General features: G+C 47.7%; 16 protein-coding genes and 1 pseudogene. 4 read left to right on the top strand and 13 right to left on the bottom strand.

What is annotated here, in order from left to right; genetic code table 11:
* Positions 1-22: 22 nt before the first annotated feature.
* From ON05_RS18975 to tig, 6 genes are all read right to left on the bottom strand, one after another.
* Positions 23-1,393, bottom strand: a complete 1,371-nt coding sequence (locus tag ON05_RS18975; RefSeq protein ID WP_010476622.1) for an NYN domain-containing protein — start codon at positions 1,391-1,393, stop codon at positions 23-25.
* Positions 1,394-1,399: 6 nt separating this feature from the next.
* Complete coding sequence (gene mutL / locus ON05_RS18970; protein WP_010476621.1) at positions 1,400-3,121, bottom strand: DNA mismatch repair endonuclease MutL; 1,722 nt, start codon at positions 3,119-3,121, stop codon at positions 1,400-1,402.
* A 1-nt stretch (position 3,122) separates the two neighbouring features.
* The gene (locus tag ON05_RS18965; RefSeq protein WP_010476619.1) at positions 3,123-3,980 is read right to left on the bottom strand and encodes an alpha/beta fold hydrolase; all 858 of its coding nucleotides are present in this window, start codon (positions 3,978-3,980) and stop codon (positions 3,123-3,125) included.
* A gap of 20 nt (positions 3,981-4,000) precedes the next feature.
* Positions 4,001-5,344, bottom strand: coding sequence for an ATP-dependent protease ATP-binding subunit ClpX (gene clpX, locus ON05_RS18960; protein WP_010476618.1), 1,344 nt, complete (start codon positions 5,342-5,344; stop codon positions 4,001-4,003).
* Between the two features lie 9 nt (positions 5,345-5,353).
* A complete protein-coding gene (gene clpP, locus ON05_RS18955; RefSeq protein ID WP_010476616.1) occupies positions 5,354-6,070 on the bottom strand; it encodes an ATP-dependent Clp endopeptidase proteolytic subunit ClpP in 717 nt (238 codons plus the stop codon).
* A gap of 142 nt (positions 6,071-6,212) precedes the next feature.
* Positions 6,213-7,859, bottom strand: coding sequence for a trigger factor (tig, locus tag ON05_RS18950; RefSeq protein ID WP_010476615.1), 1,647 nt, complete (start codon positions 7,857-7,859; stop codon positions 6,213-6,215).
* Positions 7,860-8,392: 533 nt separating this feature from the next.
* On the opposite strand from tig, the gene ON05_RS18945 reads away from it, so the two are divergent.
* The 3 genes from ON05_RS18945 to ON05_RS18935 all read left to right on the top strand — a co-directional run bounded on the left by ON05_RS18945 (position 8,393) and on the right by ON05_RS18935 (position 12,416).
* Positions 8,393-9,433 (top strand): aspartate-semialdehyde dehydrogenase, encoded by a 1,041-nt coding sequence (locus ON05_RS18945; RefSeq protein WP_010476614.1) that lies wholly within the window; start codon positions 8,393-8,395, stop codon positions 9,431-9,433.
* A 230-nt stretch (positions 9,434-9,663) separates the two neighbouring features.
* Positions 9,664-10,548 (top strand): 4-hydroxy-tetrahydrodipicolinate synthase, encoded by an 885-nt coding sequence (gene dapA, locus ON05_RS18940; RefSeq protein ID WP_010476613.1) that lies wholly within the window; start codon positions 9,664-9,666, stop codon positions 10,546-10,548.
* 119 nt (positions 10,549-10,667) lie between these two features.
* Positions 10,668-12,416 carry a ribonuclease J gene (locus ON05_RS18935; protein WP_010476612.1) on the top strand — a complete coding sequence of 583 codons (1,749 nt, stop codon included), beginning with the start codon at positions 10,668-10,670 and terminating at the stop codon, positions 12,414-12,416.
* A gap of 57 nt (positions 12,417-12,473) precedes the next feature.
* Here the strand turns inward: ON05_RS18935 and ON05_RS18930 are convergent, their stop codons facing one another.
* Positions 12,474-13,187 (bottom strand): 1-acyl-sn-glycerol-3-phosphate acyltransferase, encoded by a 714-nt coding sequence (locus tag ON05_RS18930; protein ID WP_029315403.1) that lies wholly within the window; start codon positions 13,185-13,187, stop codon positions 12,474-12,476.
* Positions 13,188-13,436: 249 nt separating this feature from the next.
* Positions 13,437-14,006: a DUF2808 domain-containing protein gene (locus ON05_RS18925; RefSeq protein ID WP_010476610.1), complete on the bottom strand. Its 570-nt coding sequence runs from the start codon at positions 14,004-14,006 to the stop codon at positions 13,437-13,439.
* 226 nt (positions 14,007-14,232) lie between these two features.
* On the opposite strand from ON05_RS18925, the gene ON05_RS18920 reads away from it, so the two are divergent.
* On the top strand, positions 14,233-14,928 hold the full coding sequence (locus ON05_RS18920) for a DUF938 domain-containing protein (protein WP_010476609.1): 696 nt from the start codon (positions 14,233-14,235) through the stop codon (positions 14,926-14,928).
* Here ON05_RS18920 and ON05_RS18915 read toward each other — a convergent pair.
* From ON05_RS18915 to hflX, 5 genes and pseudogenes are all read right to left on the bottom strand, one after another.
* Positions 14,857-15,853 (bottom strand): annotated as a pseudogene (locus ON05_RS18915) (IS630 family transposase). The gene ON05_RS18920 and the pseudogene ON05_RS18915 sit on opposite strands and share 72 nt — an antisense overlap.
* A gap of 151 nt (positions 15,854-16,004) precedes the next feature.
* On the bottom strand, positions 16,005-16,196 hold the full coding sequence (locus ON05_RS18910) for a heavy-metal-associated domain-containing protein (protein ID WP_010472696.1): 192 nt from the start codon (positions 16,194-16,196) through the stop codon (positions 16,005-16,007).
* Between the two features lie 75 nt (positions 16,197-16,271).
* Positions 16,272-16,436 carry a hypothetical protein gene (locus tag ON05_RS18905; RefSeq protein WP_010472694.1) on the bottom strand — a complete coding sequence of 55 codons (165 nt, stop codon included), beginning with the start codon at positions 16,434-16,436 and terminating at the stop codon, positions 16,272-16,274.
* 99 nt (positions 16,437-16,535) lie between these two features.
* Positions 16,536-16,982 carry an ankyrin repeat domain-containing protein gene (locus ON05_RS18900; RefSeq protein WP_039779820.1) on the bottom strand — a complete coding sequence of 149 codons (447 nt, stop codon included), beginning with the start codon at positions 16,980-16,982 and terminating at the stop codon, positions 16,536-16,538.
* A gap of 84 nt (positions 16,983-17,066) precedes the next feature.
* Positions 17,067-18,788: a GTPase HflX gene (gene hflX, locus ON05_RS18895; RefSeq protein WP_010472691.1), complete on the bottom strand. Its 1,722-nt coding sequence runs from the start codon at positions 18,786-18,788 to the stop codon at positions 17,067-17,069.
* Positions 18,789-18,813: the final 25 nt, after the last annotated feature.

Below are 18,813 nucleotides of genomic sequence, written 5' to 3'. Positions count from 1 at the left end.
CAAACCGATCCAAGCCCCGTTTTTAGGAGGTCTCTTCTGGTTGCATCAATTGGTCAAGCCAAATCTCAGCTTTGTCCTCCCAATTTTCCGCTACGCGAAAGCTGCGATTGGCCTGTTCCATTAGAATCCCTTGATCCACCAAGCGACTCAGGGATTGCTTCAGTCGCTCATTGCTGTGGGGCAAACGACCATCTTTCTTCGCCAACCGGACATAAAAGAACAAAGACATAAACCGACCATAGGAATTATGCTCCGGATCCGTCTCTTTGAAGGCGCTTTGTACCTGATCCAGAATAATTTTCCACTGTTCCCGGGTCAGAGGACCCGAATCTTGAGAGCTAAATTCAGACTCGGCCTCCGGATCTTCGTCCGGCAAAAACAGTTCTTTAAATCCAGACAGAGTTTTAATTTGAACTTGTCCAGCCGTAGCAGCTGCATCAACAAAGGCGCTGAAGTTCGTAAATGGCGCAGCATCTGGGCGCGTAATCGAAGCCACCCCTGCATAGGTGTATTTAACATTGGCCCGCATCAGGCGATCCACCGCACCAAAGCGGGTGCTTTTGCCTTGATCCCGGGCTAGGTTAATAGCCGCTAGTAAGCAGGCAACGGCATCCTCATAGCTAATCGTTTGGGTGAGCCGTTGGGCGGGGGCGGCCTTTTCGGTGTCTTCAGTATCTAGCTTTTCTAAATCAATAAATTCATCTGCACTCAGTAACAGCTGATTGCTAGCCACTTCAGCCCGACCAATTAAGGTCACCCGCTTTTCCAAGGTTTTTAAGGCATTCACCAAAGGCACAAAATCCCGATCGCCCGTGACAATAATAAAGTGGCCGACATCAGGATATTGATACGCCGTATTTAAACAGTCAACGGTCAACTTAACATCAACCGCATTTTCTTTACCCGTGGAAACATGAATAGGCTCAAACCCTAGACTATATAGGGCCTGCACTAAAGATTCTTTTTCTCGTCGCCAATTGGAGTAGACGATTTTCAGGCGCGTATGACCTTGAGATTGGGAATACTCCACCAAAGATTCAGCCAGAGGAGCTTGGATACCTTGGGCAGCAATTTTGACATTCTCATAATCCCAAAACACAGCGACCTCGCCAGACGCTGATTGAGATACAGGCACAGGGGTCGAAGATACCAGAGATGGAGTCATCTGAGATAGACCCTGCATTGGCAGAGAGTCAGCATTCGCCAGGGCGGCAGGGCGGCGGCGATCTTCAGTCGCAATCAGTCCTGTGGCATAGGTCGCAGAGAGAGCTGCCAATCCTGTCACGGAAGCTCGCCGAGCATCGCGGTCGGATAGATAGGTCACCCCAAAGGCGATGGCAAAGGCTAACGGACCTAATCCTAGAATCAATCCTTGTTTACTGACTTGCACCATTGGTATCTAGATTCCATGACTTTTACCAATCACCCAATGCCGACGAAAAAACCGAGATAAGTCCGCTTCTTCCATCGATAAGTAAATTGGTCGTCCATGGGGGCAGGTGCGCGGATGACGGGTTTGCTGCCATTGATCCAACAAGTTTTGCATCTCCAACAGGTTAAGGGCCATGCCATTGCGAATGGCACTCCGGCAAGCGGTGGCGGCTAAGGCTGCTTCAATACTCTCACATTGACTGAGTTCAATCAGGGCCGCTTCGCAATCCGGGCGTTCTGCTAGCCGTTGTGGGGCCGAGCGAATGGCCCACAGCTGATGGCCAAATTCCGTAATATCAATACCAATATCCGTGAGCTGCTCTACCTGTCTCTCGGTTAAATCTCGCAGCATCATCGGTGGGGTCAAGGACACTAAATGCCAGTCTTGGCCTAATTGCTCGTAGAGAACCCGCTCATGGGCAATATGCTGCTCCACCAGCCAAACTCCCGAAGGATGCTCTGCCACAATATACGTCCGGTGCAATTGGGCAATGGCCTTCAGGACATTAAAGCCGGACTCCCCTGCTGCTTGCTCAGACTGGGGGGATAACAGGGAGGGCTGCTGTAAGTGATAAACTCCTTTGGCCTCTGCCACTTTCATCAATTGGCGAATTTTCTGAGTATGACCTGAGTCCCGAATATCGGCAGGAATTTGCAGGGCTTCCTGAATCGTCGTGGTTACGGCAGGTCGCCACTGGTCTAAATGCCGCAGGTAAATCTCAGTTTTAGCAGGATGCCGATGCCAATCCACATGCTGAGGGTCAGCATGGAGATGAATAAAGCACAGGGGATGGCGATGGCGGGGTAGGGTTTGTCGAAACGCCGCTAGGATGGTTTGCTCCAAAGGGTGAGACTGGCCTGCATCTTCACCACTGACTTGGACACAGCGACCATTGACCGCCACCTTTACCCAATCAGGACGATGGCGATGGCAGCGATCGGGTAAGCCCAACACCACTTCCACCGCATTATTTCCCGGCAAATCGGGAATCTGACAGCGATGATGACATAAATCTCCTGGCTGCAGGGTCGCCAGGAGCTGGGGAAGAATATCTTGAGCGGCTTCAGCTGGGGCGATACTAAACCACGGGCGATTATTTTGCTGCACCTGCCAGGTGACTTGAGGGTGGCACAGGGCATAGTCATGGATGATGGTTTGCACCCCCCGCATTTGTCGCGCTGGATCGGGGAGGGCCTGTTTGCGGGTCGGCCAGTCCTGGAATAAATCTGCCACGGTGACAACGGTACCGGTTGCGATCGCAACCGTCTCTTGGGCCACCACATGACCTTGGTGATCGTATCGAACTCGGCATCCCTGAGCCGATCCCAAAGGTCGGCTGCAAATCTCTAACCGTCCCATTTGAGCCAAACTATGGAGGGCCTCGCCTCGAAACCCCAGGGTCTGGATATCCCACAGATCTTCTTCCCGCTGCAGTTTGCTTGTGGTGTGAGGCGTCGCAGCTTGGGATAAATCGGCAGCAGTGAGGCCTTGACCATTATCAACCACCTGAATCCGCCAATCTTGAGGCCAGAGGGACACACTGATCCGATCCGCCCCAGCATCTAAGGCATTATCCAGTAGTTCCCGCACGACAGCCCCGAGGGAATCAATCACCTCTCCTGCCGCAATCCGATGAACCAAATTAGTTCCCAGAGGCTGAATCTGAAGATCGGGGGCGCACTCTACCATCTCAGCAGGTCACCGGCGTTAAAAAGTGGTGAATATGCTGTAGATAGGTGGAAGTATCTTCCAGCATGGGGAAATGTCCCGTTTGGGCCATCCTCACATAGTCAATATTGGGATTCAAAGCGGCAGCCTCCTCCCCCGAGTCCGCTGGGACAATCTGATCCTTATCTCCCGACACAATTAACGTGGGTGTTTGGAGCTGGGCAAATTCTGCAGACATGGCCGTTGCCACTGACTCACTCACAGCGGACAATAAGGTTCCCAACGCAGCGGCTGCATCTGCCCCCACATAGTCTGACACAAACCCTCGACGTTGGTCAGATGCAATGGGCCGATGGAGAAAGCGGGCCATAAACAGTCGATCTAAGAAGGGCACCTGGGCCAGCCAACGAGGCCGTAATCGCACCACCCACTCACCCACCTGATGAAACTGACGAAATTCTTGCTCATCATATTGAAACAACCCACTACAGGCGAGGATCGCTTGCTGCACCCGTTGAGGATATCGATTGAGAAACAAGGCACCAATTGTCGATCCCATGGAATGGGCCTGGAGACACACTGTCGGAATCTCCAAAGCATTCAATAAAGCCTCTAAATCTTCAACATAGGACTGAATCGTATAAGTCTCGACCGCTCTAGACGCCCGTAGTGAATCTTGGGATTGCCCAAATCCACGGAGGTCATACAGTAAGCAATCAAAATCGGCAGCCAGCGCTTGGGCGATAGGTCGCCAATAGCGACTTGAGCCGCCCCAACCATGGAGAAACACCATCACAGGCTTCCCAGATCTCAACTGACGAGGGTCTTGCGTCACCCATTCATAGTAGTGATCATGACCGCGAATGAGAGCCTGAGGCATGAAATGTGACCGAAACGAACTTATGCAGATTCTGGGGTCGAAATAGCGGAAGGATGCACCAACAACTCAGCCGTCGACCGCTGTTCCACCATCGAGCGGGTAATCAAGCATTGGGTCAGCTCTTTACGAGATTGGGACGGTAGCTCATACATCACATCCAGCATAATCTCTTCGACAATGGCCCGCAGAGCTCTAGCTCCCGTTCTACGTCGATAGGCTTCCTGAGCAATGGCGCGAATTGCATCGGGCTGAAACTCGAGCTCTACCCGATCCATCCGCAATAGCTTTTGATATTGCTTCACCAAAGCATTGCGTGGCTCCGTCAGAATCTGACAGAGCACATCTTCATCCAAAGCATCAATCACAGACATCACCGGGATCCGACCCGTAAATTCAGGAATCATCCCAAATTTGACTAAATCTTCAGCCTCCAAATCTCTCAGCATATCGGCAGTACGCTGTTCTTTTGCCCGGAGTTCACCATCTTGGATGAATCCCATGGCTTTTTTACCCGTCCGCTGCTCAATAATTTTATCGAGACCAACAAACGCCCCACCACAGATAAATAGAATGTTAGTGGTATCGATTTGAATACAGTCTTGGTAAGGGTGCTTGCGCCCACCTTGGGGAGGAACATTAGCCACTGTCCCTTCCAACATTTTCAATAGAGCCTGCTGCACCCCTTCGCCAGAGACATCTCGCGTAATCGAAGGGTTTTCACTCTTACGAGCCACCTTATCAATTTCATCGATATAGATGATCCCTCTTTGGGCTTCTTCTACATCTAAATCGGCAACCTGCAGGAGTCGTAATAGAATATTCTCAACGTCCTCGCCTACATAACCAGCCTCGGTTAAGGTTGTAGCGTCCGCCACCGCAAACGGAACATCGAGCATTTGGGCTAATGTCTGAGCCAGCAGCGTTTTGCCACATCCTGTAGGACCGATCAGCAAAATGTTGGATTTTTGTAATTCGATGGCATCATCCAATTCAGCAACAGACTCTGCCGAAGCTTGGCTAATGCTCAAACGCTTGTAATGGTTATATACAGCAACGGACAAGACTTTTTTCGCTTCGTCTTGTCCGATGACATGTTCATCTAAATATGACTTGATATCCCGTGGTTTAGGAATCTGGTTGAGAGACAGAGGAGCAGATTGAGACCGTTTACGCTCTGCAACCGGAGCTCTACTGGCAGCAGGCATACTACTAGCCGTATCGAATAGCTCTTCGTCCAGAATTTCATTGCACAAATCTACGCATTCATCGCAGATATAGACCCCCGGCCCAGCAATTAATTTGCGGACCTGTTCTTGAGATTTCCCACAAAATGAACATTTGAGATGGGAGTCATATTTAGACATGGCTTTCTCTTAGTGGACTTCACTGACGGCTTCAGAGTGGTTAGGAAGATTTTGTCTAGTGAGGACTTGATCAATCAAACCATATTTTTGTGCCTCTTCTGCAGACATAAAGAAATCTCTCTCGGTGTCTGCTTCAATCCGCTCAAACGGCTGACCTGTATGGCCTGCCATAAGATGATTAAGATTATTTTTGAGGTACAAAATTTCTTTAGCTCGAATTTCAATATCTACCGCTTGACCTTGAGCACCGCCCAAAGGCTGATGGATCATAATTCGCGCATTTGGCAATGCCATTCGCTTGCCTGCAGTACCTGCACATAAAAGGAACGCACCCATACTAGCTGCTAAACCAAAACAAATGGTACAAACATCGGGGCGAATATGCTGAATGGTGTCGTAAATAGCCATTCCTGCCGTGATCGAACCGCCAGGTGAATTAATGTAAAGGTAAATATCCTGTTCGGGGTTTTCTGATTCTAGAAACAGGAGCTGAGCCACAATGGCATCAGCAACAGCATCATCAATGCCGCCCCCATTGGCAGAGCCCCCTCCGCCTAAGAAGACAATTCGCTCACGGAGCAAGCGAGAGTATATATCAAACGCCCGCTCGCCTCGACCAGACTGTTCAACAACCATCGGTACGATATTGCGAGGCGGCATATAGGTAGGACTGGACTCACCAGACAGACCAGGGTAGAAGTGATCAGAAGAATGAGACAAGATCATGGACCTCAACGTTAATCGTATCAATGGGTAGTGTTAGCGATATCTAGGTGTGGGGATCTAAGGCGATTACCCTTTCACCTGGTCAACCAGTTATATTATGCCTTAACTCCTTTGGAAAAAGCTGCTCCCGTTCTTAAACGGGCTATTCAGAATCAGTGGTTGAATCATCTGCTTTGGGCTTATCAGATGTTTTTTTCGCCTTAGTAGACGTTTTCTTAGTGGTTTTTGCCGTTGACCGTTTAGCTTTAGCCGTTGTTTTCTTAGCAGCTGATTCTTCCTTAGTCTCATCAGCGACTTCCTCAGCTGCTTTAGCCGACTTTGCTTTTTTTGTAGATGCTTTTTTTGCTGTTGATTTAGCCGATTTCTTAGCTTCAGATAGCTTTCCTTCTTCAGCAGTAGCCTCTTCCTCTGCTTTGGCCTCCGCTTTTGCAGCATCCTCCTCAGATTTTGGCTCAACCAATTCCACCTCAGAGTGTTCGGTTAGCCAAGCTACCACCTGCTTATGCAACAACTCATCTTCAACAACAGCTTCTAAGCGATCCCGATCAATATCTTGTCCTTGCAGATCCTTTAGAATTTCTTGGCATCGATCTTCAATCGCATCCGCCTCAACTGTGATCGATTCTGCTTTCGCCACTTCGGCCAAGGCTAGAGTTCGCTTCAAACGAGGAATTGCATCCGATCGCATGCGTTCTTTCATCTCCCCGAGCATCTCTTTGGTCACCAGCTTGTTAATGTCTAAACCATTAGACTGCAAGCGACTGAGCGTTTCTCGAATCATGACATTCAGCTCATCGTCGATCATGCTTTCAGGCAGATCAACGTCTAGCTCTTCAATCAATGCCTCTAGAAGAGCTGCTTCCACATTGGCATCCGTACTATCTTGGGCTTCTTGCTGATATTGCTCCTCTAAAAACTGGCGCAATTCTGCCAAGGTCGAAAATTCGCTAACATCTTGGGCAAAATCATCATCTAGAGGTGGTAGCTCTTTCGCTTTAATATCCTTGAGACTGACAGTAAATTCAGCAGAGCGGCCAGCCAACTCATCTTGGAAATATTCTTGAGGCAGCGTCACTGCAATATTCTTGGTTTCCCCAATTTGCATACCGATGATGCCATCGATCAAATCGTCAATAAACTTCCCTTTCACAAGCTCCAGTTGGAAGTCTTGAACGGACTCTCCCTCTGGCGTCTCACCTTCTTCATCAGCGCCTGACTCACCGGGTAAGAATCGGCTTTCAAAATCGACGAGAGTAACATCATTAGCCGCTGCAGCTCGATCTTCGACAGGAACCAAGGTTGCATTCGAGGATCGATGTTCTTCTAGCACTTCATCGACCTTAGAGGACTCATATTCTATCTTTTCAGCCGTAACTTTAAAGTCTTGATACTTCTTAAGGGTGACTTCCGGGGGGACATCGACACTAACGGCAAATACAATCGCCTTACCGGGTTCAAACTCAGCAGCGAGTTCATCAAAAGACGAACGGAACTGAACGTTACCTAAAGCTTCAATCTCTTCTTGCTTAACCGCAGCTTCAAAATTCTTTTGAACTAAATCTTCCAACGCAGAGGCTTTTAACTGATCTGTGCCAAACCGTTGGAGAATAACTTGTTTGGGGACTTTACCTTTACGAAAACCAGGAATATTAGCCGATCGCATGAACTTCGTAATCACTTGCTCATACGCTTGACGCGATTGCTCAGGAGAAATTTCTATTTCCAGACTGATTTGACTGCCAGGGAGCTTTTCCTGTGTTACCTTTAGTAGCTCTTTAGTTTTAGACAAATCGATTCCCTCTCCCAGCGGACCAAAAATAATGTGTGAGTAAAAATGTAATGACTAATCAAGCAGGATTGCTTGATATTGGTAGAGCTATTCTAATTCAAGTTGTGAATGCAGCTAAACCTAGATTAGCGAATTTTGCTCCAGTTCACGTCCTTAATCCTTCCCTTGCAAACGATATAATGAGCTCTAACTGGGAACCCTAGTGGAGTAGAAGCACTTGGCCTTTCCTCCTACACGTTCCTAGCGGCATTGTCTAAATATATTGACCTAAAAGCGAAAAATGAATCAAAAATTTCAAAGACCGGAGGTTGATGCTCTAAACTAGAGTAAGAGGTTACTTCAATCCAAACGCAACATTATCGTAACCCTCCAATTTTTCTGCCCAGCTCAATCCATGCTTCAGAGCAGACGGTCTCGCTTTTTTGAAAGCTGAGCCTTTTTCAAATCAATCGTCTCAGATCATTAAATCCTGAACATACACATCAAACTATTTTATTAGCCCTTTAATTTTACAGACGTTGGAGGAATCAAATTTGGGTCAAGCATACAGAGTAGCCATATTAGGGGCCACGGGAGCAGTGGGTGCAGAGCTCATCACCCTACTAGAAGAACGGAATTTCCCGCTATCCACCCTCAAACTCTTAGCATCTCCTCGTTCAGCTGGGCAAACCCTTACGTTTAAGGGAGAAACTATTCAGGTTGAAGAGGTTAGCGAAGCGGCTTTTCAGGATATTGACATCGTCCTAGCTTCAGCCGGTGGAAGCGTTTCCAAAGCTTGGGCACCCAAGGCAGTACAGGCTGGAGCAGTCGTTGTTGATAATTCCAGCGCCTATCGTATGGATCCTCAGGTTCCTTTAATCGTGCCTGAAGTCAATCCCGACGCGGTGACTCAACATCAAGGGATTATTGCCAATCCTAATTGCACTACTATTCTGATGAATGTTGTGGTTTGGCCTCTACACCAATTGCAACCTGTACAACGAATTCTGGCTGCCACCTACCAGTCTGCCAGTGGCGCTGGCGCGCGGGCTATGGAAGAAGTTAAAGTCCAAGCCCAAGCAATCTTGAATGGTGATTCCCCTCCCACCGAAATCTTTCCTTATCCCCTCGCATTCAACCTATTTCCGCACAATTCTGATCTGAATGCGAATGGCTATTGCACAGAAGAGATGAAAATGGTGCAAGAAACTCGCAAGATTTTTAACGCACCTGACTTAAGAGTATCTGTTACCTGTGTCCGCGTCCCAGTCCTTAGAGCACATTCAGAAGCTATTAATCTTGAGTTTTCCCAACCTTTTCCAATTGAGAAGGCCCGGTCAATTCTACAGGATTCTCCAGGGGTTAAGTTAGTTGAAGACTGGCAAGCCAATTATTTTCCGATGCCCATCGATGCAAGCGGGCAAGACGACGTTTTAGTGGGCCGCATCCGTCAAGATATTTCCCATGCCAACGGCCTAGAGTTGTGGTTAAGCGGCGACCAAATTCGCAAAGGGGCCGCTTTAAATGCCGTCCAAATTGCAGAATTACTGGTAAAACGACAACTCTTACGGCCCGCTGCTGTGGCATCTGCCTAACCGTTTGCCCTCCTTGCATAGGGCCGCGCCAATTCATAGCCAAAAACTAGAAGAAGGCCTAATCCGCCGACACACCCCCCCTATGCAAGAGGCAAGAGTGATAGCCACCTGAGCCAACATTACTAAAAGCATCAATACAGCTTGTTACGATAAATCAACTATGAATACTGGAGTTTGCCAGTTCTCACTCACATGAGCCCATTGAACCTTAATATCGGAGCGGACAGCGCGTGACCTTCTTCGGACAGATTCTGACAGCCATGGTTACTCCCTTTACTGACACTGGGGAGATGAATTTTTCTGTGGCCGAAACCCTAGCCGTTCATCTTGCCGATCACGGCACAGATACACTCTTAGTTTGCGGTACAACAGGTGAGTCCCCAACCTTAACGTGGCAAGAAGAATATGAACTGTTTCGAGTGGTTCATAAAGCTGTTGCCAGTAAAGCTAAAGTGATGGCTGGAACTGGATCTAATTCCACCCGAGAGGCCATTGAAGCTACGAAACAAGCTGAAAAGTTAGGACTAGATGGTGCCTTGTTAGTTGTGCCATACTATAACAAGCCACCCCAGGAAGGTTTATATCAACATTTTCGGGCCATTGCAGAGGCTGTTCCTGATTTCCCGTTGATGTTATATAACATACCGGGTCGTACAGGGCAGAATTTGGAAGCTGATACCGTCGCTCGGCTGGCAGAAATTAGCAATATTGTCGCCATTAAAGAAGCGAGTGGCAACCTTGATCAAGTCAGCCAAATTCGTCGTTTAACTCCATCTGAGTTTTCCATTTACTCGGGAGATGACTCCTTGACCTTACCTTATCTATCCGTTGGTGCGGCAGGCGTAGTGAGCGTCGCTAGTCATCTGGTAGGGGAATTGCTTCAAAAGATGGTGATTGCTTTTGCATCAGGGGAACCACAAGTCGCAACAGAGATTCATCTTAAATTACTCCCTTTATGTAAAGCATTGTTCGCAACGACTAATCCTATCCCAGTCAAAGCCGCACTTCGGTTACAAGGATGGCAAGTGGGCTCTACCCGTTTACCGCTTCCCGAAGCACCTGACCCCATCATTCAAAAATTGAAAAACTCTCTAACAGATTTGGCATTGCTATAGGCATGGAGCACCTCTACTAACCCAACGCTCCACAACAAAATCAATCGCACTTCAATGCAGACAGTCCATTACACCGTCTGCCCACTACATAGCACAAGACTTTATAGCTAAGGAAACATATGACGGAAACTGACACGAAACAAGCCCTCAAGATTATTCCTCTGGGTGGCCTTCATGAAATTGGCAAAAATACCTGTGTCTTTGAATTTGAAGATGAAATTATCTTAGTAGATGCTGGGCTCGCATTTCCCACAGATGGTATGCACGGGGTCAATATTGTGCTGCCAGATATGACCTATTTGCGTGAAAACCGTCACAAAATTAAGGGCATGATTGTGACCCATGGTCATGAGGATCATATTGGAGGCATTGCATTTCACTTAAAGCAAATCGATATTCCAGTCATTCATGGCCCCCGCCTCGCGATGGCCTTATTGCAGCGCAAGCTAGAAGAAGCAGGGGTGGCGGGTAAAACAGAGCTTAAAACGGTTGCTCCCCGAGATATTGTGCGCTTAGGCTCTCACTTCTTTGTGGAGTTTATTCGCAATACGCACTCTATGGCTGATAGCTTTACCGTCGCCATTCATACCCCTATTGGTGTGGTGATTTTCACAGGGGATTTCAAAATCGATCACACGCCCGTGGATGGCGAAAACTTCGACTTACAAAAGTTGGCAGAACATGGAGAGCAGGGCGTATTATGCCTGATTAGCGATTCAACCAATTCAGAAGTCCCCGGTTTTACACCTTCTGAACGCTCGGTTTATCCCAATTTGGAGCGGGTGTTTTCTCAAGCGAAAGGACGTTTGTTGGTGACGACGTTTGCGTCGTCTGTACATCGCATCAACATGATTTTAGACATTGCTCAAAAACAGGGGCGAACAGTGTCCGTCGTTGGCCGATCCATGTTGAATGTGATTGCTCATGCTCGGAATCTGGGTTACATCAAATGTCCCGATAGTTTGTTTGAGCCCTTAAAAGCAATTCGGAATCTTCCCGATCATAAGATTTTAATCTTAACCACAGGATCCCAAGGGGAATCCATGGCGGCCTTATCTCGGATTGCTCGTAAGGAGCACCGTCAAATCCAAATTCGCCAAGGTGACACCGTGGTCTTTTCGGCAAACCCCATCCCCGGCAATACTATTGCGGTTGTCAACACCATTGATCAGTTGATGATGCAGGGAGCCAACGTTATCTATGGTCGCCATCATGGCATTCATGTCTCAGGCCATGGTTGCCAAGAGGATCAAAAGCTGATGTTGAACTTAACTCGCCCCAAATTCTTCTTGCCAGTGCATGGTGAGCATCGTATGTTAATCAAACATGCTCAAACTGCTCAGAGTATGGGGATTCCCGAAGAAAACATGGTGATCATTAATAATGGAGATATGGTGGCTTTGACACCTGACTCCATTCAGATTGATGGTAAGGTTCCTTCTGGGATTGAGCTCATGGATCGAGCCGGTATCTTAAAAGCGCATGTTTTGGAAGAACGCCAACGCCTCGCCGAAGATGGGCTCGTGACGGTCGCTGCCACCATCGGACTGGATGGTCAACTATTGACAGCGCCTGAAGTTCATTTGCGAGGAGTCGTCACCACAATTACAAGTGATAAATGGCAAGCGTGGGTACAAAGCGCGGTTGAATTGGCCTTGAGAAACCGCTGGGACCAGTTTAGCCAATCGACGGACCATTCCATAGACTGGGATGGTCTTAAAAGCTATATTGAGCGAGAGCTCCAAGGCTTATTAAGGCGGGAACTAAAAACCAATGCCACCCTGCTAATGCTTTTACAACATCCACAACAGCCTATCGGTTTGAAAGCAAAGTATACGGAGAGAAGTAAAGCAACAGCTGCACGTTAAGTTTTCGAGAACCTGGCTTAGGCTGAGTCATAAGATGAACTTGGCCTAGGCAGTTATTTACGACGATACGGATGTTGTCACTTCCGGATTGAGAGTGGCATGTTCCAGTAAGCCATTGAGGGCAACTTTTAGGTCGCTGCTTAGGTTGGCTGCCGCTTTTTTAGTCGGCCCTGGATAGTCAGTGGCGCTGAGGGGGCAACCAATTTTGACATGAATTTCGCAGCCTTGCTTTGGCACTTCACAGCCGTAGTCAAGGGCTACAGGCACAACTTTAATCGCCGGGCCAGTTTTTAGTTTTTTCTGAGCTTGAATGGCCAAGCGAGCAAAACCAGGTTTGAGGTATTGGACATAACGATCGCGCATGACGTCTCCCTCAGGAAAAATAACGAGGACTTCATGGGCTTGTAATAAATCAAGTCCGTGCCGCAGCGCCGCAATGGAAGGTTGATCTGGATCAATCGGAAATCCACCAAACTGACGAATAAACCATCCTTGGAACCCATTCATTTCATTGACCGTGACCATGAAGCGGGGGTCTCGACCAATGACAGGTCGACCAAAGGTATAGCCAACCATGATGCCATCCCAGCGAGAACGATGCGTAGGTGCAATGACAACAGGCCCTTCTTGAGGAAAATTTTCTAAACCCGAAACTTTAATACTGCTGAAATAAGCAGGTATAACAATCGAACGCCCAAAGAAATAAATAAATGAAGTAAAGGGATATGAAATGGAAGATGTTATGGATGTAATCTTTGCTGATGGTGACACAGCAGTATCTCAGGCCAGAATTCAACTAAAAAACGCTAAATACTTAGTCAGAAAACTCATTCGACCACAAAATGGATTTTCTTAGTATTTTATAACTGTATATAGAGATTGTAAGCCTGTGACGATAGGCAAGGACAGTTAAAGAATCGTCACAATTTTTACAAGCATTAATAACCCCTTTCCATTGCAAGAGTTACCTTGCAATGGAAAGGGGAAAGAGCATGTAGCTAAATTAGCTAATGCCTGAAATTAATTACGATAAATAGAAATAATCCAGGTGCCTACTTGTTTCATTAAGCCAACATCTCCAGGAGATGAAATTCGACAATTGAAAAAGTATGTCCCACCAGATTTAGGATTCCTAACATTTGAAGCGACGACTTCTATAGGCGTATCAGCTGGAATGACTTCCGTAGGAATGATTTCAATGACACCACCATCTGGATCGACGGTGACAGAATCTACAGGAATATTTTTGCCCTTTTTGAGATTAAACAATCGACTTTTGGGGGCATGGCGAAGTTCAATCTTTTTTGCTTTGAATTTGCCATCAAAGTAGTCTGGGTAGGTAATATTGATGCGATCAATGGCCACACTCTGGCGCTTAATTTTGAGTCGCCAGCGATCGCTCAAATGTTTTGGGGTTCCATAGCTTAGAACATAACCCAACTGCTGCTTTTGGGAAGGACCATCACCCCAGACAAAACTGAAGCCGGGGTTGGTTTGTGCCTCACTAATTAAAGGCACTCCAACAGCCAGAGAACCTGCACAAAGAGCGATGCTGGCGAAACGTCTTACGGAGCGTTTAAGGGTTGACATGGGTAATTTAAACCAAGACTTGAGGGTGAACAAAGAGAGGGTGAGTAAATATTACTTAATAAAATCTTTTCTTTTTAGCATATCCTAACAGCCAACCTTCTGTAGATTGGTCGAAATTGTGACAATTTCAGAGCTGGGTTAAGGTAGTGCCGTTACACAACTTCATTTTGACCTACCCACTGAAGACGCACACACTGGATCAAAGTGCCCGAGGCAACGCAAACCTATGCCCAATGGTGATCAACGGCAATACACTCCTGCTTTCCAGCGGAACCATCAGCCTATCCTCACTATTCTCAAACAAGTATTACCCCAGCAAGGAATTGTCTTAGAAATTGCGAGTGGGACAGGGGAGCATGCTGCTTTTTTGGCCCAACAGTTACCCCATTTGGACTGGTTACCCAGCGATCAGTCTTCTGCATCTCTCACTAGTATCACAGCTTGGCGACACCAAGCTCGTGCGGCCAATCTCTATGAACCGATTGCCCTAGATGTTTGCCAGCCACATTGGCCTGAGTTTGTTATTCAGACCTTAGATCACTATGGATTAACGCACTCTAAGGTAGTAGCTATCATTAATATCAATATGATTCATATTGCGCCTTGGCAAGCCACAGAAGGATTAATAGCAGGATCTGCCCGCCTCCTTGCCCCCCAAGGATTTTTATATCTCTATGGGCCGTTTTTCCAAGCAAACCAGCCGACCGCTCCTAGTAATCTGGCCTTCGATCAGTCTCTAAGACATCGTAATCCTGAATGGGGGATTCGATCGTTAGCAGAAGTCAGCCATCTTGCAACCCAACATGGTCTGTACCTGAACCAAACCGTGGCGATGCCCGCCAATAAGCACTTAGCTAAAATTAATTACATAATCATCGCTGTAGGTTTTCAAAACTCTTTCCACATATTCGACCAAAGATGACCACCCCCAGTAGGCACTCATTTCAATCCACTGATATTTCATGAATTGCCACAGACGCTCAATCAAATTTAGATGGGGAGAATAGCTTGGCAACTCAAACAAGGTAATTCCCCGTTCGGCCCACTCTGCCTTCATCTCATAGATTGCTTGGCTCGTATGGATAGGGGCTTGATCCATCACAATGACGGTGGGCAACTCCACGTCAGCAAAGAAGGTATCAATGCAATGACTGACAACCTCACTGGTGATGGTCTGTTCTGATGTATAAGCATATAGCCCTTGTCGTCGACTCAAAACCCCAGAACATTCAAGCGTTTACTTGAACGAGTCGGGATTTCCAGATAAGTCCCTATGGGTTGCCATCCATAGGGAATACAGGGGACTAACGAAAAACCACTCTCATCCATAAAGAATAGGTGGATGTCTCCCTTCTCTTCTTGTTTCTTGAGATGTTCTAACTGCTGTTTTTTTCGAGGTAGTCGGCATATAAAGGCTGGCCTGATGTCCCTTGGCGAAAGCGATGCCAGCTCATGTCCATCTGCTTCAAGACGCGTTTAACGGTGGCCTTTGACACGCGTACTGACCACTGCTGTTCAATCTGAGCTAGCACCCGATTGAGTTGGATGGGAGATGCCTGAGTCCACTCATAAATCTGCTGTTGTTGGTCGGGATTAAACATCGGTTTTCGACCTCGGCCTGGGCGATTATAGAGTCCTGCAAAACCACGGTTATTCCAAGCCTTAAGCCAGTTGTACACGGTTTTAGGACTCACACTAAAAAGGGAGGCTAAGGTGTAGGGACTCCAACCCTGGGCAGACAAAATGAGGCAATGGGCGCGTTGTCTGACCTGATGATGGCGACTACAGTGATAAATCCGATGCAATAAGCGTAAGCTTTCGGTGGAGATAGGACGGACTAATGACATCAAATCAATGGATGTAAAAAAGAGGACTCAGGTAGTTTACAACCTGGAAATTCTATGTAATTAATTTTGTCCATCTGCTTAACTTATCAGTGATATGGCAACGATCTGCCTCAACATCTTTGTGCTCACCGTAAGCTAAAGGCCCAAAAAGCTAGGTGGGTGTGTAACCGGCAGCGGAAATTGCCTGGCGAATGTCTGCTTCTGATCGCTGAGAAGTAACTTGAACCTGCTTTTTGTCTAGATGAGTTTCAATCATCGCTTGTGAATCCAAAGCTGCGATCGCAGCCTCGATTCTTTCAACACAAGCTGAACAGGCCATATCAGAAATGGTCAGCTGAATCATCTTTCTAGACTCCCAATTTGGACAGAACGATGAGCAGGGCCATAGCACTTCCCATCATTACAAATCCTACGAGAGTTAGGCAGCTTTGGGTCGCCTAGGCATGGAAAGAGGCTGTTCCACTTCTGCAAAAACTGTAGCGGGCTGCCACTGACACTGCAGCTGTCCATCCACGAGGGTCCACTCTGCTTGAACTTGCAGTTGAGGCTGTTCTTCCTGCCAACGGCTACGTCGAATCCACATCGTCTGCTCCCTGACTGTTGTGATTACTGAGCTTAGTGTCCTGCCAATGCAGCTATAACTCAGTGATCTCATGAGTTGAGACGAGTGATATTGATCACGTTAATCGCGGCTTTGGGAGCACTCAACCACCAATTTCTCAAATAATTTCAGCGCTTTGATACCGTAACTTGATGCTAAATCAGCAACAGTTACGCCATGGTGATCCCTAAGATCAGGATCAGCACCTAAATTAAGCATCATTTTTACCGTTGACCAATCAATATCTGAGAGATTCTGTTGATTTGCACCATCAATGGCCATATCTACCGCAACATGCAGGGGAGTCCAACCCTGTAAATTTTGAAGATTGATGTTGGCCCCCGCATCAACCAGTATGCTCACAATTTGACCGGTTACATCATGTTCGCCAGCAGTATGGATAGCTGTTATACCATTGCTCGCTGGCACATTTGGATTTGCACCCATTTGCAACAGTCGTTGAATTTCAGCAAAATTCTCATGGGAAATAGCCCTGATTAGTTCGTCTTCTAGTGAAGCAGTTACCACGTGAATCATCCCCTATAGCTTGCCAAGCAGGATCTCAAGCAGCAGATTGGGTAGCCATCCATATAAATCGATTGGGGTTAATGATTACAATGACGAAATAGCACAATCTGCATAATCGATTAATTCCAACAATTTGTGTCGGAGAGTGTTCAACCCCAAACGCTCTTGCGCCGAAATAAAGACAGCTTGGGGAAACTGATCTTGGGCAAGCGCCAAGGCTTCACTGCTGACTTGATCCATCTTGTTAAAGGCAATCAATCCCGGCCCCGGTGTAATCGGCATAGTTCCTAGCAAATCCATCACCGACCGCAAATGATTTTCCCAATCGGGATGGGACAAATCCACAACATGCAACAAGGCGTCAGCATCCGTCACCTCTTCCAAAGTGGCTCGAAACGCATCCATCAACGGAGGAGGGAGGTTATGGATAAATCCCACGGTATCCGTTAGTACCAGAGTTCGCATCTCATGAGTTTCAGGATCGGGAATGCTAAGGCGACGGGTCGTAGGATCGAGAGTGGCAAAGAGTTGATCCGCCGTATAGGCTTCAGCATTGGTCAACACATTCAGTAGCGTCGACTTACCAGCATTGGTATAGCCCACCACAGCAACGGATGGGACTCGCTGATGCTGACGACGTTGACGCAGACGGGAACGGTGAGCCTGGAGCTGGTTGACCGCCTGTTGCAAGGTATTGATTCGGCGTTGAATGGCCCGTCGCTCCGTTTCCAGCTTGGTTTCTCCCGGTCCTCGGGTGCCAATACCACCTCCAAGGCGAGACATGGCTTGGCCGCGACCTGCCAGTCGCGGCAGCATATACTCCAGTTGCGCGAGCTCCACCTGTAATTTGCCCGCTTGGGATTGGGCCCGCTGGGCAAAGATATCTAAGATCACTTCTGTGCGATCGACAATACGAATGCCAATTTGGGTCTCTAAATTACGCACCTGAGACGGAGAAAGATCCAGATTAAAAACAATGAGCGTCACCCCTAAGGTTTGGGCCCTTAGGGCAATTTCCTTGACTTTACCGGCTCCCACAACCGTTTGGGGATGGGGATGAGAGCGCTTTTGGTGAATTGTCTCTACCACGACTCCACCTGCACTCTCCACTAAGAGCGCCACCTCAGCCAAATTAGCCTTCATCTCTTCTGTGGAGACGGTTTGAGGAATAACGCCAACCATTAACACCTGCTCAGCTTCAGATGTCCCTGACGAGCGGGTATTGAGAGAGCGTCCAAATTCAGACTCTAAGGCTTCCACCAAATCCATCAAATTCTGTTGAGCCAATTGTTCGAGACTCAACGGGGAAGAAATGGTCCAAGGGGTGGTTGGATCAGGCACGAGATGAGCCAGGTAGGTCGACCGTACATATCCCGTGGCTCCACCACCGCGCCGCTCAAAACCAGAGCCCGTCATGGTGAGCACTGCCAACGCATCTAAGCGCTGTAAGGCCATCGCCGTTAACGCAGACTCCTTAGGAACCTCTTGTTTAAGGGTGGTGGCAACACAGCGAATGCCGCTCAAGCGATCTGCACCATATCGGGGCAGTTCTAAAGGCGGAATTTGGGTTTGCCGGGGAGACCCCACACCCACCCGAATCACCTGGCCACGACGGTTGAGATAGGTGCTGATGGGCTGATGAATATCCGTACTGATGGCAGCTAATCGTTGGGCAAAGTCAGAAGTCGTGATGCGATCACTCGGAAGTCGCTGATGGTAGAGTCGCCGCAGCTGCTTGATTTGATTAGACTTTAAGCCTTTGAGATTACCGTAAATCGTTTCGATAAGTCTTACCTGCCTTGCCAAAGCAAGACGACATCATTGCCCCTCA

The sequence above is a fragment of the Acaryochloris sp. CCMEE 5410 genome (assembly GCF_000238775.2).
Classification (GTDB): Bacteria; Cyanobacteriota; Cyanobacteriia; order Thermosynechococcales; family Thermosynechococcaceae; genus Acaryochloris.
Note: the sequence above shows the minus strand (reverse complement) of the source record. Positions and strands in the feature narration are given on the sequence as shown.